Raw genomic sequence first — 16,283 nt, forward strand, 5'->3', positions numbered from 1 at the left:
GTTTACTGTCCCGATGTGAGAGCGCTCTCACCCCGTTGTCCCCCTCGGTTTTCCCTGCTTGGAGGTGGCGCCCCCGTGAATCGGAGCCCGCAGAAAACCGTCCGGCGCCGGTCGCGCTGGCGTGCGGCCGTCGTCGCGCTCGCACTGGCCCTGTCCTCGACCGTCACGGGGGCGTCCGTCGCCGCCGCGGCCGACGACTACACGCAGTCGGCCGCGTCGGTGAACGCGACCCAGGCGCAGGTCTCGTTCACCCCGACCACCGCCGCGCTCTACGTCGACATCCACTACGTCGTCGCGGGGCAGGGCCAGCAGAACTTCCGCATGGACCTCAGCGGAGGCACGTGGCGGCGCACCATCAGCGGCCTGTCCACCGGCAGCGCGGTCGACTACTGGTTCACCTACGAGAAGGGCGGCCCGCAGTACGACACGCCGCACTTCTCCTACACCCACGGCGGCGGGTCCACGACGGTCGCCACGCCGACCTTCTCCCCCGCGGCGGGCACCTACCCGTCGGCGCAGTCGGTGACGATCTCCACCGCCACCTCCGGCGCGACCATCCGCTACACCACCGACGGGTCCACCCCCTCGGCGTCCTCGACGGTCTACGGCGGCCCGATCACCGTCTCGTCGAACACCACGGTGAAGGCGATCGGCCTGAAGTCCGGGTCGACGACGTCCGCGGTGGCGACGGCGGCGTACGTCATCGGCACGCCGGTCGCGACGCCGACGTTCAGCCCGGCGGGCGGCCAGTACTCGTCCGCGCAGACGGTGACGATCTCCACGTCCACCTCCGGTGCGGCCATCCGCTACACCACCGACGGGTCCACGCCCACGGCGTCCTCGACGCTGTACAGCGGCCCGATCACGGTCTCGTCGTCGCGGACGGTCAACGCCATCGGCGTCAAGTCCGGTCTCGCGAACTCCGCGGTGGCGAGCGCGACCTACACGATCGGCACCTCCGCGGGCTGCCCGACGCAGCCCGACGTGCCGAACTTCGGCCCGAACACCCGGATCTTCGACCCGAGCATGTCGGCCACGTCCATCCAGGCGCAGCTCGACGCGGACTTCAACGCGCAGAAGGACACCCTCGCCCACCAGATGGGCAACGGCCGGATCGCGCACCTGTTCAAGCCCGGCGCCTACAGCGTCCACGACGACGTCGGCTACTACACCTCGGTCGCGGGCCTCGGCCAGAACCCCGGTGACGTGGTCATCAACGGCGCCATCACCGTCGACGCGTTCAACGAGTCCGACAAGGGCGTGGCGCTCCAGAACTTCTGGCGCTCCGCGGAGAACATGGCCGTGAACCCGATCGGCGGCTCCAACCGCTGGGCCGTCGCGCAGGCCGCGCCGTTCCGCCGCATGGACATCCGCGGCAACCTCCAGCTCTACCCGGCGAGCTACGGTTTCGCCAGCGGCGGCTACATCGCCGACTCGAAGGTGTCCGGCGAGACCGCGTCGATCTCCCAGCAGCAGTGGTACACCCGCGACAGCAACCTCGGCAGCTGGGCGGGCGGCGTGTGGAACATGGTCTTCTCGGGCACCCCCGGCGCCCCGCCGACCACGTTCCCGAACCCGCCGGAGACCACCCTGGCGACCACGCCGGTCTCCCGCGACGTGCCCTACCTGTACCTCGACAACACCGGCAAGTACCGGGTGTTCACGCCCGCGCTGCGCACCAACGCCTCCGGCGCGAGCTGGGCGAACGGCTCCACCCCCGGCACGTCGATCCCGATGAGCCAGTTCTACGTGGTGAAGGCGGGCGACACCGCGTCGTCCATCAACTCCGCGCTGTCGGCGGGCTGCAACCTGTTCTTCACCCCCGGCATCTACCACCTGAACCAGACGCTCAACGTCACGCGGCCCAACACCGTCGTGCTGGGCATCGGCTACCCGACGCTGATCCCGGACAACGGGGTCAACGCCATGCAGGTCGCCGACGTCGACGGCGTCCGGATCAAGGGCGTCCTGTTCGACGCCGGCCTGACGAACTCGGCGGCGCTGCTGACCGTCGGCCCGTCCGGGTCCTCGGCGAACCACGCGAGCAACCCGACGACGTTGCAGGACGTGTTCTTCCGCATCGGCGGGTCGATCGCGGGCAACGCGACGACCAGCCTGGTCGTCAACAGCCACAACACGATCATCGACCACATCTGGGCCTGGCGCGCCGACCACGGCAACGCGGGCACGTGGGGGTGGACCCAGGCCAAGGGCGACACCGGCCTGATCGTCAACGGCAACAACGTGCTGGCGACCGGCCTGTTCGTGGAGCACTACCAGAAGACGCAGGTCATCTGGAACGGCCAGGGCGGCAAGACGATCTTCTTCCAGAACGAGATGCCCTACGACGTGCCCAACCAGGCGAGCTGGAACCGGCCGAGCGGCCGCAACGGGTACGCGGCCTACAAGGTCGCGGACAACGTCACCTCCCACGAGGCGTGGGGGCTGGGCAGCTACAACTTCTTCAACGTCAACCCCTCGGTGAGCGCGTACAACGCCTTCGAGGTGCCGAACAACCCGAACGTGCGCTTCCACAGCCTGTGCACGGTCTCGCTGAACTACCAGGGCACGATCACCCACGTCATCAACGACACCGGCGGGGTGACGCCTCCGGGCACCGTGCCGGTGAACGTGGTGAGCTACCCGTGACGTGACCGCGCCGCGGTAGGGCCGACCACGCCGGTCGGGCAGGCCCTCGGGCCCGCCCGGCCGGCGTTCGCACGTCAGCAGCGGTGGTAGGAGTAGCCGCGCTCGCCGGGCCGCACCAGGCCGCGGTCGCGGACGACGGTCGAGCGCGGGCGCTCCGGCGCCGCGCACGCCCCGCCCGGCGGGAGGTTGTCGGTGTACTCCACGGCCAGCACCCGCTTCCCGTGGACGGCGGTGTACCGCTCGCACTCCTCGAACGCCACGCACTCCTCGGCGACGGCGAAGTCGAACCCGACCTCGTCCTTGCCGCGCTCCCCCAGCTCGGCGGCGTTCTTCTGCCCGGCGAGCAGCCCCTTGTCGTGGGCCGACTCGACGAGCAGCGCCGCGAGGGCCAGGTTGTTCTCGGCGGTGACCGCCCCGGAGGAGCGGGTGTGGGAGTCGAGGTTGTCGAACTCCACGGCGTCGAAGCCCGCGCCGGCGCACCTGCCGACGGTGGTGCCGACGATCACGGCGAGCCGGGCGCGCTTCTCGACGGTGGAGGTGTCGAGGACCATCTCGTCCGGCCAGTCCGGGTCGACGACCGGCCTGCCGTCCCGCCCGCGCAGGACGAGGTCGGCGTGCTCGCCCAGCCACAGGTCGCGGTCGGCGGGCTGGGTCTGGAACGCGTTGACGTAGCACACGTTGTAGAGCCCCTCGGCGGGCTCGGCGGTGCTGTCGCGCACCACCACCGTGACGCCCGCGGGTGGCGGGTAGGCGCCGCCGAGCTGGTAGTCGGCCGCCGCGCCCTCGGGGAACGTCCGCACCGCGACCGACGACGACGTGGGCACCGACACCTCCCCGACCTGGGCGGGCCGCGCCCGCACCGAGCAGGCGGTGACCGCCAGCGCGGCGGTGACCACTCCCAACGACTGCCGCAGCGGTGGAACCACGTCTCTCCCCGGTGAGGTCTCGAACGGACTGGCGAGACCTTACTGACCGCCGTGGACCCGCGAGGGGTGTTTCACCCGAGCAGCGGGTCCGACGGCGGTCTTCGACGTAGCCTCGTCGGCATGGCCACGCACTGGACGCTCGGCTGCGACGCCGCCGATCCCCACCGCCTCGCCGCCTTCTGGGCCTTCGCGCTCGGCTACGTGGACGAACCCGGTTACGACGCACCGGACGGCGCGTCGATCGTCGACCCCGACGGCGTGGGGCCCGCGATCGGGTTCCTCCGGGTGCCCGAGCCGAAGTCGGCCAAGAACCGGGTGCACGTCGACGTCCGGGTGGCGGGCGAGCCGCCGTGGGACCTGGCGCAGCGGGAGCGGTTGATCAGGGCGAAGGTGGTGGAGCTGGTCGGGGCCGGGGCGACGGTCGTGGGCGAGGAGCTCTACGACGGGCGCCTCGGCCACGTCGTGATGAACGACCCCGAGGGCAACGAGTTCTGCGTCGCCTGACCCGTGCGCGCCGGGCCGGGCGACGCCGGGGTCACCCGGTCAGCGCCTCAAGGCCGCTGGCCTGGGTTCGCCAGTCGACCTGGTTGGGGCTGCCGCCCGCCCACCGCTGCCCCAGCCGGTTGAGCGGGTCGCGGTCGGCGGTCCAGATCGAGTCGGACTGCGCCTCGCCGAACCGCTGGTAGGCCGCCGACCCCGTGACCTGCGCGAGGTCGGCCAGGTAGCGGGCGAAGACGCCCTTGAACTGCTTCTGGTTGTCGTCGCACGCCCGCGTTCCGGTGTCGCACGACTCCGTGAGCACACCCGCGACCACGAGCACCGGGCTGGTGGTGCCCGCGTCGGCCAGCCGGCGGGCCTCGGCGAGGTAGCGCGCGTCACCGGTCGCGCGCCAGGTCTCCAGGAGTCCGCCGATGCCCAGCCCCTGGTTGTACGTCCAGACCGTCTGCCCGTTGTTGCGGCAGTCGGCGGTGAGGCCGTCGTTGACCAGGCCGGAGGCGTTGACCATCCCGCTGGCCAGGTACCAGTCCGCCGCCGTCCTCGACCGCCGCGCCCACAGGGTGTCGCCCGGCGTCCGGTTGTGCAGCGCCGCCGCGAGCCGCAGGTACAGGCCCGCGGTGACCGCGTTCTTGTAGGTGCGCTCGCGGTCCCACCACACGCCGCCGCCGCACGTGCCGGTGTCCCAGAACCGGTGGACGTAGGCGGCGATGGTGGTGGCCATCGACAGGTACCGGGTGTCGCGGGTCAGGTCGTACGCCCCGATCCACGCGAGCCCCCACCAGGCCGTGTCGTCGATCGACCGGCTGATGAAGTCGCCCTCGACGGGGTCGGAGCCGCGCTGGCCCGCGGCGAACGGGCCGCGGTTGACGTCGAAGGTGCGGGCGATCATCCAGTCGTACCGGTGGTCGCCCGTGCGGGCGGCGTAGGCGGTCAGCGCGGTGAGGGTCGCCGCCGAGTTCCACCAGCTGCTCGGCCACCACGCCGTGTACGGGTCGTAGGAGTAGGCCAGCGCGTCGGCCGCCGCCGCCGTGCGGGTCGGCGTCGGGCGTGCCCAGGCGGTGCAGCTCCCCTGCGCGTGCGCGGCCTCCCGGCCGCACGCCCGGACCGCGCCGCCGTAGTGCCTGCCGCGCGGGTCGCGGGTGGCGAACATCGCGGTGCGGGTGCCCGCCCCCGCCGTGACGCCGATGCGGCCGAGCGAGGAGCCGCCCGGCCAGGTGGCGCCGGAGTCCCACGACCGGTCGAGCCAGACCTCGTCACCGGGTCCGCCTGCCTCGATCGTGCCCCAGGCCATGGCGTTCCGGTCGACGTGCAGCCGGATCACCCGGCCGAACAGCGTGGTCGACGGCACCGGCTGCGTGTCGCCGTCGGCCTGGCCCGCGTCGGTGCGGTCGCAGGTCACGTCGCACACGGTCGGGTAGATCCAGTCCGTGCACACCACGCCCGCGCCGTCGCCGCAGGCCCTCAGCAGGCCGCGCTGGTGGGCCACCGGATCGGTCACGTTGTACATGAGCGTCCTGGTCCCGGTCCACGAGCCGGGGACGGTCGCCCGGCCGAGCAGCCCCTCCCAGGTGGCGCCGCCGTCCCAGGACCGGTCCAGCCAGACCCCGTCGCCGGTGACGCCGCCGTCGACGGACGCCCAGCCCATCCCGTCGGCGTCGGACACGTGCAGGACGACCCGGCGGCCGTTGACCCGGCGCTCCGGCACGGGGAAGGTCTCCTGCCGCGCCCGCGAGGGGTCCAGGGTGTCGCAGGACAGCACGCACACCACGGCCGCCGCCGAGGGGCCGGTGTCGGTGCTGGGCGGTGCGACGGGGGCGAGGGTGATGAGCAGCGACGCGACGACACCCCTGATCACGACAGCCTCCGCAGGTGGTCGGGGGTGCCGCTGTCGTCGAACTGCACCACCCTCGCCGAGTCCGCCGTGGACATCCGGTCCACGGCCAGCACCTTGCCGGAGTGGACGTTCCTCAGCCGGAACCACCCGTCGCCGTTGTCGACCAGCGTCCACCGGTGGTCGGCGCCCCCGTCGTCGGCGAACTGCACGACCCGAGCGTCCGACGTGGACAGGACCTTGTCGCTGTTCTCGTTCTGCACCCGGCACAGGACGCCGGGCGTGCCCCACGTCCTGGTGCCGCCGGTCTGCGGGAACGCGGTGATCCGCAGCCGGGCCGCTCCCATCGGCACCAGCTCGACGGTCCGCTCCGCCCCCGTGGTCGCCACGGGCCCGTCGGACAGCGTGCCGACGACGTTCTCGCTGTCGACCTCCCAGTCCGGGATGTCCCGGACGCGGGCGCTGATCCGCACGGGCGCGGTCGCGAGCGTGAACGGGTCGGTCAGCGAGCCGCCGGACGACACGACGAACCGCTGGTCCGGCGTGAGGCCGACGTTCCACGCCGAGCCCGGCTCCACCTCGTACTCCGGCCAGTCGGCGCTGCCCGCGTACCGGTTCCACCGCTCCTCGACGCGCAGCGAGAACGTGAGCGCCCCGAGGTCGACCGACACCGCGTTGTGGTTGCGCGTCCACACCCTCGTCCGAGGGGTCATCGGCAGCCGCAGCACGACCTGGTCGCCGGTCGTCCACGTCCGGTCCACCGACGCGAACCGCGGGCCGCCCGGCGCCGCCACCGCGGTCCCGTTGACCGTGAGCACCGGGTTCGGGCACCACCCCGGAATCCGCACGGAGAACGGGAAGGCCACCGCCCTCGGCGTGGTCAGGGTGAACGTGATGGTGTCGGTGAACGGGGAGCCGGTGTCCGCCACGACGGTGACGACCGTCCCGTCCCCCACCTTCGCGCTGACGCGGGACGGTCCGCGCGGCGCGGCGGCGAGACCGCCGTCGGGCGTGGCGAGCCACATCTCCTCGACGTAGTACGGCCAGCCCTGGCCGTAGTTGTGCGGGCAGCACCGGTAGTCGTCGACACCGGGCACGTACGCCTGCATCGCGAACCCGTTCTGGAACTGCCGCCGCCTCTTCGGGGAGTTGTCGAGGCGCACCCCGTTCGCGCTGGTCACGTAGTGCACGGCCTTGCCCTGCGGGTCCAGCGAGGCGGGCAGCAGGTTGAACGCCAGCTCCTCGGTGCGGTCGCCCCGCACCGGGTCGCCGGTCGTGCGCAGCAGCAGTTCGTGGCTGCCCATGAACTCCACGACCCCGCACGTCTCGAACCCCTGCCGGGGGTCGCCGCAGCCGGGCCGGGAGTTCTCGTCGCCCGCCAACCCGCCGCCGGGGAACTGCCCGTAGGAGGTCATCACCGAGTCGTAGGTGCGGTGGGCGGACGCCCGGTGCCGGTCGTCCCCCGAGAGCTGCCAGAACTGCGCGGGCTCCCGGAACCCCTGCGCGAAGTTCACGTTGTGCGGGCTCGCGATCCGGTCGACCCAGTTCGCCGAGTGCTGGTGGACGCGCCTGGTCAGGTCGAGCAGGGCGGTGTCGCCGGTCCGGTTGAACAGCCAGTAGAGGACGTCGATCGTGGCGCCCCAGCCGTCGGAGAACACCCCGTCGGGCTGGGCCGCCACGAACCGGAAGTACCGGGTCAGCATCCCGTCGATCCGGGTGTCGCCGCGGTGCTCGGCCCACGAGCGCAGGGCGTGCAGCACGGGCATGTGCGGCCACAGGTCGGCGTGCCCGTTCAGCGCGGTGCGCAGCCTCGACGGCCCGAAGTACCCGTCGGAGGCCCGGGTGGCGACGATGGCGTCGATCCACCGCTCGGTGTCGCCGAGCACGCGCTCGTTGCCGGTCACGTAGCCGAGGTCGCCGTAGCCGCGCAGCCAGTGGGGCACCTCCTCCCAGCCGTCGAGGTCGGGCCGGGTCCAGCCCGTGTCGGCGAAGCGGAGGAAGTGGGAGAACTCCTGGTAGCGCCCGGTCAGTCCGGTGACCTGGCGGTCGAGCCGGGTCGCGAGCCACCCGGTCGGGCGCACCGCGCCCGGAGGGAGGCGCAGGTAGGAGGAGGGGCGCGGGGGCGGGCGGTTCACGGGGTGGTGCGGGGTGGCGGCCCGCGCGGTGGCGGCGCGCTCGACCACCAGCGCCCCGCCCGCGGTCAGCAGACCGCCTCGGAGGAACGTTCGGCGTGGAATCGACATGGCTGTGCTCCCGGTGCGGGGTGGGTGCGGCCTGAGGTGTCGAGCACGAAGAGGGGCTGATCGGAGCGTAGCGTTTTTACAACGTTGTGCCAACGATGTAAATCGCCGGGAAAGCGCAGGTGGGAGCGACAGCGGGCCGTGAACGGGGTCACACGGGGCCGGTTTTAACGACAATCTGTCGTAATGTTTACGACAGGTTGTCGCGTAAAGGGCGCGACCGCCGCCGACCCCGTGGAGAAGGACTTCCCATGACCTCACCCGCCGACCGCGCCGACCTCGTCGAACTGCTCAGCCGCTACGCCGACATCGCGGACCTGAAGGAGTACACCGAACTGCCCGGCCTCGTCTTCACCGACCCGGTGACGCTCGACTTCGAGTCCGTCGCGGGAATCCCCCCGATGACCGTGCCGCTCGCCGACTACGTCCAGGTCCTCCGCGGCGCCTTCGCCCCCTTCACGGCGACCCACCACGCCATCACCGGCCACGTCGTCGAGGTCGACGGCGACACCGCGACGATCCACGCGCACGTCCGCGCCGAGCACTGGGTCCCGGCCGAGGTCGCGGGCGACGGCCCGAACCGCTGGCTGGTGGTCGGCTTCTACGACGACCAGGCGGTCCGCACGGAGAACGGCTGGCGCCTCAGCCACGTCACGCTCACCGCGGCGCACCAGGAGAACCAGCACCTGGCGAGCGCCGCCACGGCTCGCTAGCGGCCCTCGGCGCCGGTGGAGGAGGATGATCGGGTGCCGCGCATCCGGGGAGCCAGCATCGAACAGCACCACGAGATGGTGTGGTCCGACCTCGCCGGGGCGGTGCGCGACCTGCTGCTCGAACGCGACTACGACTCGATCACCATGGGCCACATCGCGGCTCGGGCCGGGCTCGCGCGCAACACGCTGTACAACTACGCCCGCGACAAGGGGGCGCTCGTCCTGGCGCTGACCGAACGGGCGTGCGCGCCCGTCGTGGACCGGGTCTCCTCGATCGCCCGCCGGTCCGCGGACCCGGCCGCGGACCGGGTGCGGGAGATCGTCGAGGCGGTCCTGGAGGCGTCCACGGACCAGGCCATGCAGCTGATGTTCCGACCGGGCTCCGGTCCGCTGGTCGCCGAGGTGCCGAAGGGGCCGGACGGCCCGTTCCACGCGATCGTCGTCGAGGTGGAGGCCGTCGTCCGGGACGGCGTCGCGCGCGGGGAGTTCCGCGACGTCGGCGACGTGCCCCTCGTCGTGGAGCTGCTGTCCGGTGCCATGCGCTCGGGCGCCGAGCGCATCGGCCGGGACCCGGCCGCCTTCTCCGCCACGGTCGGTGCGACGCGGGAGGTCGTCCTCGCGTCGCTGGTCCGCCACCCGGACTGACCGGGGCGCACGCCGTCAGGCGTCGGGGCTCAGCAGCGGCCGGACCTCCTCCGCGCTCTCGACGAGGGCCCGCACCACGGGCGTGGCCGCGTCCCTCACCCGCCAGGTGACGACGTCGGACAGCGCGACGTCGAGGTCGGCGACCGGGCGCCAGACCATCGAGCTGAGCGGGGCCACCAGGTCCGCCGTCCGCCGGGCGAGGAACGTGACCGCGTCGCCCACCGCCACCAGCGCGAGCAGCGCCTCCAGGTCGGGGACCTCCGCCATCGCGCCGAGCGCGACGTCGTGCGCGCGGGCGGCGGCCACGACGTCGGCGTGCAGACCGGGGTTGGCCTCGCGCGGTTCGAGGACCACCCGCTCCCCCACCAGGTCCCGCAGCCGGACCTCCGCGCGGGACGCGAGCCGGTGGTCGGACGCGAGCAGCAGCCCGAGCCGGTCGCTGGTCATCTCCAGGGAGACCAGCGCGTCGTCGTCGGGGCGGCTCGTCCCGTAGGCGAACGAGATCGTCCCGTCGCGCAGGGCGTTCCACTGCTGGGCGCCGGTCATCGCGACGAGCTGGAGCCCGACGCGCGGGGCGCGCCTGCGGAACGCCGCCATGAGCGAGGCCAGCGCGCCGGTGAACGTGGCCCCCTGCTCGAAGCCGATGACCACCGTGCCGAGCCTGCCGTCGGCGACGCCCTTGGCCTCCTCCACCGCCGCGTCGACGCTCGCGAGGATGCTCCGGGCCCGGTCCGCGAAGACCTTCCCGGCGGCGGTGAGCCTGATCCCGCGGCCGTCCGGCTCGAACAGCTCGACGGCCATCTCCTCTTCGAGGTCCTTCATCTGCCTGCTCAGCGGGGACTGCGAGACGTGCAGCCTGGCCGCGGCGCGCCGGAAGTTCTGCTCCTCGGCGATGATCGCGAAGTAGCGCAGGTGGCGGAGTTCCACGGCGTCAGCACCGTTGCCTTGAGAGCATCACAAGTCGTCATTCTATGTCTTGGACAGCTCGGTCAGGGCTGCCTACGGTCGTTCTCGTGAACTCCACGAACCACGAATCCCCCGATCGCCCGCGCGTGCTGGTCTCCGGCGCGGGCATCTCCGGCCTCACCACCGCCTACTGGCTCGACCGCCACGGCTTCGACGTCACGGTGGTCGAGGTGGCGCCCCGGCCGCGGCCGGGTGGCCACGCGGTCGACGTGCGCGGGCCCGCGCTGGAGGTCGCGGAGCGGATGGGCGTCGCCGCCGCGCTCCGCGACCGGGCCACGAGACTGGCGGGCATCGCGGTGGTCGACTCCTCCGGGCGGGAGACCTTCCGCAGCACCACCGGCACCCTGACTAGCGGCCGGCTCGACAGCCCCGACGTCGAGGTCCTGCGCGACGACCTGTGCCGGGTGCTCCGCGACGCCGTGGGCGACCGGGTCGAGCACCTGTTCGGCGATTCCGTCACCTCGCTGGTCCAGGACGGGTCGGGCGTCGACGTCGCGTTCGCCACCGCCGCACCCCGCCGCTTCGAGGTGGTGGTCGGCGCCGACGGGGTGGGCTCGGGGGTGCGGCGCACCGCCTTCGGCCCGGACGAGCGGTTCGTGCGGGAGTTCGGCGACCTGCACGTGGCGGTGTTCAGCATGCCGAACTTCCTCGGTCTCGAACGCTGGGAGGTGGTGTACCAGCGGGAGGACCCGTTCATCGGCGCGCTGGTGATGGGGTTGAGCGCGGACGAGCCCGCGCGGGCCTACCTCGGCTTCAGCGCTCCGGAGGCCGTCGGCGACGTGCGCGACGTCGACGGCCAGAAGCGGCTGCTGGCCGACCGCGTGGCCGACGGCGGCTGGGTGGTCCCGCGGATCGTGGAGCACATGATGGACGCCGACGACTTCCACTTCTACCGGCTGAGCCAGGTCAGGGTGGACGGGTGGTCGCGCGGGCGGGTCGTGCTGGTCGGCGACGCCGGGTACGCCGTCTCCCTGGGCACGGGGCAGGCCACCAGCGTCGGCATGGTCGGCGCGTACGTGCTGGCCGGGGAACTCGCGGCGCACCGCGACGACCTGCCGAGGGGGCTGGCGGCCTACGAGGACGCCCTGCGCGACTACGCCGTCCGCAACCAGGACATCGCGCTGGAGCTGAACTCCGCGCCGCGGGACGCGGCCGACGACGACCTCCCGGACTTCGGGAGCCTCACGCTGCCGTTCGCCCTCAAGGACTACGCGGTGCGCTGACCCCGGTGCCGGTGCGGACGACCGCCACCAGCAGCGGGGTCTCGCTCAGGGGAACGGTGATCACCGCGCGCTTGCCCGGTGCTGTCACCGCGCTAGCGACGCGCCCACTGCTCGAACGCCTCGTGGACCTCGTCGAAGAAGACGGTCTTCGCACGGGTGTAGTCGTCGTGGTCGGTGTCGCCCGCGTGCTCCGCGGCACCGGCGGCCTTGACCTCCGCGTAGCGGTCGCGCTGGTCGGGGTGGGCCTTCAGCCAGTCGCGGAACCACACGGTGTGGTCGCCCCGCGGCGAGTCCAGGCGGCGGACGTGGACGATCGTCGGGGACAGCGGGTCCGGCGAGACGAACAGCCGCGTGGCCCACACGTCGTCGGCCGCGACCTCGGGGTCGCGCGGGAGGTCGCGGTGGACGCCCGTGCCGGGGAGGAAGCCGATCGCGGCCATGACCGGGTCGACGTCCTCGGGGTCCGGTAGGCGCGGCACGCGGACCTGGAGGTCGATGAACGGCTTGGCGTCCAGTCCGCGCACGGACGTCGAGCCGATGTGGTCGTAGCGGAACACCCCGGCCGGGTCGAGGCCCGTCAGCGCGGACCGGACCCGGTCGATCCCCCGCCGTCCGGCCCACTCCCACCGGGGGTCGTGGTCCACGACGCGCGGCGGACGGCGGCCGGGCGCGCTCCCGGCCAGTGCCTCGGACCACGGGCGCAGCCGCGTGGACCACAGTCGCTCGACCTGGGCGTGCACCGGTTCGTCGGCGGTGAGGACGGCGTCGACGAACCGCGTGTCGCCCGACGTGTCGGACGTGGCGATCCGGAACGCGACCGCGGAGCCCGACCCCAGCACGGCCGCCACCCCCAGCGCCCGCAGCCGCGACGCGGCGGTCTCGGCGTCCTGGCCACCCACGATCCCGACCGTCAACATGCCCCGAACCCTAACCAACCGCGCCGCGGGCGCAGGTCGAGCGGCCCGCGCCCGCGGTCGTGCCCACCGGCCCCGCGACACCTCCCCGCTGGTGCGGAAGGTGCGGCCCTTCGACCCGTCCCAGTCGATCGACCAGGTCATCAGGCCCTTCACGCCCGTGCGGCGGGTGTTCCACGCCTGCGCGACGGGCTGGTGGACAGGCACCCCCTCCCGCGCCGGGCTGGGCGGGGACCTGCTTGTCGCGGGGGCGCCCTGGTGGTCGTGCGCCGGACGACGAGCCCGGTGGCGAGGCGGCTGGTCCAGGACTGGAAGCCCGCGACGGTGCCCGCCGCGCACGAGGCGCGGGACCCGACGCGGGCAGGGTGGGGTGACCGAGTCGGGCCGGTACGCCCGATAGGGCGACACTCCTCGTCCACGACAGGTCATCGACGCTTCACTGGAACCATGCGCGTGCCGGCTGGGGTGGTCCTCACGGGCCTGGCGACGAGCACCCTCGCCACGCTCACCGCGATCGTGATCAACGTCGCGACCGGTGAATCCGCTCCCCCGCCGCTGGACGTGCTCCGACCGCACGCCTACACCCTGGTGATCGTCCTGTGGGTGCTCACCGCGGTGCTGCTCGTCGTCCAGGAGGCACCCCGCCGCCGGGCCGCGTCGGTGGAGGCGATGCTGGCCGAGCCCGCCCGCCTCGACCAGGCCGTCGAGGCGTTGCGCGGGCGGCTCGACGCGCGGGTGCGGCGGCACGTGCGGGAGAACCGCCTGTTCCCCGGCCTGCCCGCGCTCCCCCAGGTGTGGCGCTCCGATCCCGACGCGAGCCGCCACCGCGTCCACCTCGCCACCCTCGGCACGGGCACCGGCGATCCGCTGGAGTACGTGCGCGTCTTCGACCGGGTCCCCTCCCGGCGGCTGGTCGTCCGCGGCGACGGCGGCGCGGGCAAGACCGACTGGCTGCACACCTTCGCCCGCGGCCTGCTCGACTCGGCCGAGCACAGGCGTGCCGTGCCGGTCCTGCTCGACCTGAGCACCTGGCCCGAGGGCCGCGACTTCACCGACTGGGTCACCGACGGCGTGGTCGACCAGTTCCCCGAGCTGCGCACCCGCCGACGGCGCCCGAGTGCCGACGACCTGGCCACCGCGCTGCGGGAGACCAACCGGCTGGTGCTGCTGCTCGACGGACTGGACGAGGTCGCCCCGGCGCGGCGCGGAGACCTCCTCGCGGTGCTCAACGACGACCTGTGGCACGGCCAGGCCGTCGTCCTGACCTCCAGGACGGACGCCTACCCCGCCGACGGGACCGCGGTGCGCGACGCGGCGGCCGTCGTCCTCGAACCGCTGCCCCGCGCGGCGGCCGTGAGCTGGTTGACCAGGGTCTTCCCCTCGGGCGGTGACGTCGAGCGGTGGCGACCGGTGGTGCGCGCCCTGGACGACCCGACGTCCCCGGTCGCGGTGGCACTGGCGACGCCGCTGACGCTCACGCTCGCCGCGAAGGTCTACGAGTCGCCGAGGAGCACGCCGGGGGAACTCCTGGAGCTGCCGGACGCGGACTCGGTGACCCGACACCTGTTCGGCCGCTTCCCGCAGGTCGCCTACGCCAGGTCGCGGTGGAGCCCCGAGCGCGTGCACGGCTGGCTGGAGCACCTGGCCACCCGCATGTCCGAGGACGACCGGCACGGGATCGCGTGGTGGCGGCTGTACCTGCTCGTGCCCCGGTGGCGCTTCGGTCTCCTGCTCGGCGCGCTGACCGGCCTGGTCACCGGCAGCGTCGCCACCGCGCTCGCCAGGCTCGCGATCGGCGCACTCCCCGAGCACCCGCCGTTCGACGAGGACGACTTCCTCGCCCGCCTGTGGCTGGTGCCGTACTCGATGGTCGAGAACTCCGTGCGGACGGTCAGCGGACAGTCCGCGCCGACCGCGGCGGTCACCGCGGTCGCGGTCGGCGCCCTGCTGGGTGCGGTGGCGGCCGCGGTCGCCACCGGCATGGTCGTGGGGCACCGGGACGCGTCGCGGTGGCGCCGGAGTTCGTGGACCGCGCGCGGCGCGCGGCGCGGTGCCCGTGACGTCCTCCTCGACGTCGTCGTCACCGCGCTGCTCACCGCCGCCGCGGGCGCCGTGCTGGGTGCGGTGGTCGGCGCGTTCGTGGGTCTGACCTGGTTCCCCGACGAGAACTCCAGCGCCCTGTTCTGGATCGCGGTCCGAGCGGGTGTCTGTGCGGGTGTGGCGTGCGGCGCGGGCGTGGGCGCCCTGTGCGGTCTGTTCGACGAGTCCAGCTCCCGCTGGGGTCGCCCGGCACCCGACGCGCCGACCGGGGTCCGGTTGGGCGACCTGTGGGCACCCACCGTCCTCGGCGGGCGAGGCGTCGCCGTGCTGACCGGTCTCGGTTTCGCGGCCGGGGCCGCGGTCGGGTTGGCGACCGGCGGCCACCCCGGACTGACGGGCGGGGTCGGCGCGCTGGTGGTCCTGGTGTTGGTCGTCCTGGTCCACGCCGACGCGATCACCGAGGCCGAAGCCTCGGAGCCCGCCGACACCTGGCGAGGTGACCGCGCCGAGCACCCCCGCGCCGTGCTGCGCGCGGACCTGGTGTCCTCCGTCGTGCGGATCACCGCCGCCTCGGTCCTGGCCCTGCCGTTGGTGCTGTCGCAGTCCACCCCCGAGGACCGCCGCTACGCGGGCGCGCTGGCCGTCCTGCTCGTCACGGTGTTCCTGGCCCGCGAGGTCTGCCTGCGCTCGTGGAGCTGGTCGGTGGTCGCGGGCGTGGCGCTGGCCGCACGGGGCCGACTGCCGTGGCGACCGCTGAGGTTCCTGGAGGACGCTCGGGACCGGCGGGTGCTGCGCCGCCACGGCGGTGTCTACCGGTTCCGCCACGCCGCGTTGCAGGACAGGCTCGCCCTCGCCCCCGTGCCGCGTGAGCCCGCCCCCGAGCCACCGGCACCTCCCGCGGGCCTCGACGGCGCGGCCGACCTCGTGGAGCGCGGCCGACGTGCTCTCGCCCTGGACAGGGCCGGGCACCACCGGCGGGCCTCGGTGGAGCTGTACCGGGTGCTGCGGGGGCTGCGCGGGGTGTGCGCCCCCGACGAGCCCGCCGTCCTGACCACGGCGATCTACCTGGCGGCCTCGCTCGATCGGCGCGGGACCCGCCTGCTCGCCGCGTGGCGGGCCGACATCGCCTACGACGACCTGGCTCGTGCCCTGCCCACCGCGACCCGCCCCTCCGCCGAGGCGCTGCTGCGGCTGTCCGCCGTCGTGCGCGATCCGGTCGACCGGCTGCTCTGCCTGCGGCTGGCCCGCGAGGGCCTCGCCCACGACGACCGCCGCACCGCGCGGGTCGACCAGTGGATCATCGCCCAGAGAGGCCTGGTCATCGAGACGGCCGCGCCGTCACCGCACCACGCGGCCGAGGCGTTGGCCGAGCTGCTCGCCGATGCGCGCGGCACCCTGGGCGCCGAACACCCGGTCACCGCGTTCACCCGGCACGTCCTGGCCAAGGCGCTGGGCAGGGCCAACCGGTGGGCCGAGGCCGAGGAGCACTACCGGGAGCTCGCCGACTGGGCGGGCCTGCACCCGGACCTGGCGCACGACCTCGTCGGCCCCGTCACCGCGGGTCTGGCGACCGCCCGCCGCCGACGACGCTTCTGACGACCGCGCGGCGGAGGCCTCCCCCGTCGTGGCGGGGGAGGC

At 73.5% G+C, this 16,283-nt stretch carries 11 protein-coding genes; 6 read left to right on the forward strand and 5 right to left on the reverse strand.

Features of this window, described 5'->3' with window-relative positions; all coding sequences use genetic code 11:
* Positions 1-75: 75 nt before the first annotated feature.
* On the forward strand, positions 76-2,649 hold the full coding sequence (locus tag VFZ92_RS31525; protein ID WP_330879720.1) for a chitobiase/beta-hexosaminidase C-terminal domain-containing protein: 2,574 nt from the start codon (positions 76-78) through the stop codon (positions 2,647-2,649).
* Positions 2,650-2,723: 74 nt separating this feature from the next.
* On the opposite strand, the gene VFZ92_RS31530 is transcribed toward VFZ92_RS31525, so the two are convergent.
* A complete protein-coding gene (locus VFZ92_RS31530) occupies positions 2,724-3,575 on the reverse strand; it encodes an endo alpha-1,4 polygalactosaminidase (RefSeq protein ID WP_330879721.1) in 852 nt (283 codons plus the stop codon).
* Positions 3,576-3,695: 120 nt separating this feature from the next.
* Between VFZ92_RS31530 and VFZ92_RS31535 the strand changes: the two genes are divergently transcribed.
* Positions 3,696-4,079: a VOC family protein gene (locus VFZ92_RS31535; protein ID WP_330879722.1), complete on the forward strand. Its 384-nt coding sequence runs from the start codon at positions 3,696-3,698 to the stop codon at positions 4,077-4,079.
* 31 nt (positions 4,080-4,110) lie between these two features.
* Here the strand turns inward: VFZ92_RS31535 and VFZ92_RS31540 are convergent, their stop codons facing one another.
* Together VFZ92_RS31540 and VFZ92_RS31545 are read right to left on the reverse strand one after the other, a co-directional pair.
* The gene (locus tag VFZ92_RS31540) at positions 4,111-5,928 is read right to left on the reverse strand and encodes a glycoside hydrolase family 76 protein (RefSeq protein ID WP_330879723.1); all 1,818 of its coding nucleotides are present in this window, start codon (positions 5,926-5,928) and stop codon (positions 4,111-4,113) included.
* Positions 5,925-8,147 carry a beta-L-arabinofuranosidase domain-containing protein gene (locus VFZ92_RS31545; RefSeq protein ID WP_330879724.1) on the reverse strand — a complete coding sequence of 741 codons (2,223 nt, stop codon included), beginning with the start codon at positions 8,145-8,147 and terminating at the stop codon, positions 5,925-5,927. Before VFZ92_RS31545 ends, VFZ92_RS31540 begins: the two co-directional genes overlap by 4 nt.
* 248 nt (positions 8,148-8,395) lie before the next feature.
* On the opposite strand from VFZ92_RS31545, the gene VFZ92_RS31550 reads away from it, so the two are divergent.
* Together VFZ92_RS31550 and VFZ92_RS31555 are read left to right on the forward strand one after the other, a co-directional pair.
* Positions 8,396-8,857 carry a nuclear transport factor 2 family protein gene (locus tag VFZ92_RS31550; protein ID WP_330879725.1) on the forward strand — a complete coding sequence of 154 codons (462 nt, stop codon included), beginning with the start codon at positions 8,396-8,398 and terminating at the stop codon, positions 8,855-8,857.
* 33 nt (positions 8,858-8,890) lie between these two features.
* The gene (locus VFZ92_RS31555) at positions 8,891-9,502 is read left to right on the forward strand and encodes a TetR/AcrR family transcriptional regulator (RefSeq protein ID WP_330879726.1); all 612 of its coding nucleotides are present in this window, start codon (positions 8,891-8,893) and stop codon (positions 9,500-9,502) included.
* Between the two features lie 15 nt (positions 9,503-9,517).
* Here the strand turns inward: VFZ92_RS31555 and VFZ92_RS31560 are convergent, their stop codons facing one another.
* Positions 9,518-10,429 carry a LysR family transcriptional regulator gene (locus VFZ92_RS31560; protein WP_330879727.1) on the reverse strand — a complete coding sequence of 304 codons (912 nt, stop codon included), beginning with the start codon at positions 10,427-10,429 and terminating at the stop codon, positions 9,518-9,520.
* 86 nt (positions 10,430-10,515) lie between these two features.
* Here VFZ92_RS31560 and VFZ92_RS31565 point away from each other — a divergent pair, with 86 nt between their 5' ends.
* Positions 10,516-11,691 (forward strand): FAD-dependent monooxygenase, encoded by a 1,176-nt coding sequence (locus VFZ92_RS31565; RefSeq protein WP_330879728.1) that lies wholly within the window; start codon positions 10,516-10,518, stop codon positions 11,689-11,691.
* Between the two features lie 92 nt (positions 11,692-11,783).
* On the opposite strand, the gene VFZ92_RS31570 is transcribed toward VFZ92_RS31565, so the two are convergent.
* Entirely contained in the window at positions 11,784-12,812 is a 1,029-nt protein-coding gene (locus VFZ92_RS31570) for a GrpB family protein (protein WP_330879729.1), read from the reverse strand.
* Between the two features lie 240 nt (positions 12,813-13,052).
* On the opposite strand from VFZ92_RS31570, the gene VFZ92_RS31575 reads away from it, so the two are divergent.
* On the forward strand, positions 13,053-16,241 hold the full coding sequence (locus VFZ92_RS31575; RefSeq protein ID WP_330879730.1) for an NACHT domain-containing protein: 3,189 nt from the start codon (positions 13,053-13,055) through the stop codon (positions 16,239-16,241).
* The last annotated feature ends 42 nt before the right edge of the window (positions 16,242-16,283 follow it).

The sequence above is a fragment of the Umezawaea sp. genome (assembly GCF_036375055.1).
Lineage (GTDB): Bacteria > Actinomycetota > Actinomycetes > Mycobacteriales > Pseudonocardiaceae > Umezawaea.

Bases quoted from the DNA above. Each gene is read 5' to 3' on its own strand.
- VFZ92_RS31535 (WP_330879722.1), top strand. From the start codon at position 3,696: ATGGCCACGCACTGGACGCTCGGCTGCGACGCCGCCGATCCCCACCGC.
- VFZ92_RS31545 (WP_330879724.1), bottom strand. From the start codon at position 8,147: ATGTCGATTCCACGCCGAACGTTCCTCCGAGGCGGTCTGCTGACCGCG.
- VFZ92_RS31550 (WP_330879725.1), top strand. From the start codon at position 8,396: ATGACCTCACCCGCCGACCGCGCCGACCTCGTCGAACTGCTCAGCCGC.
- VFZ92_RS31575 (WP_330879730.1), top strand. From the start codon at position 13,053: ATGCGCGTGCCGGCTGGGGTGGTCCTCACGGGCCTGGCGACGAGCACC.